At 46.1% G+C, this 551-nt stretch carries 1 protein-coding gene; it reads right to left on the bottom strand.

Going from position 1 to position 551, the window contains the following annotated elements; genetic code table 11:
• The coding region (locus tag ACFSYC_RS19630) for a DDE-type integrase/transposase/recombinase (RefSeq protein ID WP_377130571.1) at positions 1-551 on the bottom strand (551 nt) is incomplete at both ends.

Genomic DNA, 551 nt, shown 5'->3' with positions numbered 1-551 from the left:
CTGATAAAACTCATTCAGGATGGTTTTATGGAAGCGTTCACAGATACCGTTAGTTTGCGGATGTCTCGCTTTGGTTTTGGTGTGGTCGATATCATTGATTGCCAGATATAACTGGTAATCGTGCTGTTCAACCTTGCCACAATACTCAGTACCTCGGTCAGTTAAAATCCGCAGCATGGGCAGTTCCTGAGCCTCGAAGAACGGCAATACACGGTCATTTAACACATCTGCCGATGTGATTGGTGTTTTCGTTGTGTAGAGCTTAGCGAACGCGACTTTACTGTAGGTATCAACAAACGTCTGCTGATAAATTCGGCCAACGCCTTTTAAGTTGCCTACATAGAACGTGTCCTGAGAGCCTAGATAGCCAGGGTGATGCGTTTCAATTTCACCGCAGGCTTCATCATCTTGCTTTTTCTTTTCTAGCGCTGCAACTTGGTCTTCGCTAAGGATTATGCCTTCCTTTTCAACCTTGGCTTCCAGAGCTGCGAGGCGCTTTTTAAAGTTCTCCAGGTTATGACGGAGCCAGATGGAACGAACACCACTACCAG

Origin of the sequence: Mucilaginibacter antarcticus (genome assembly GCF_042686155.1) — a bacterium.
Lineage (GTDB): Bacteria > Bacteroidota > Bacteroidia > Sphingobacteriales > Sphingobacteriaceae > Mucilaginibacter > Mucilaginibacter antarcticus.
Note: the sequence above shows the minus strand (reverse complement) of the source record. Positions and strands in the feature narration are given on the sequence as shown.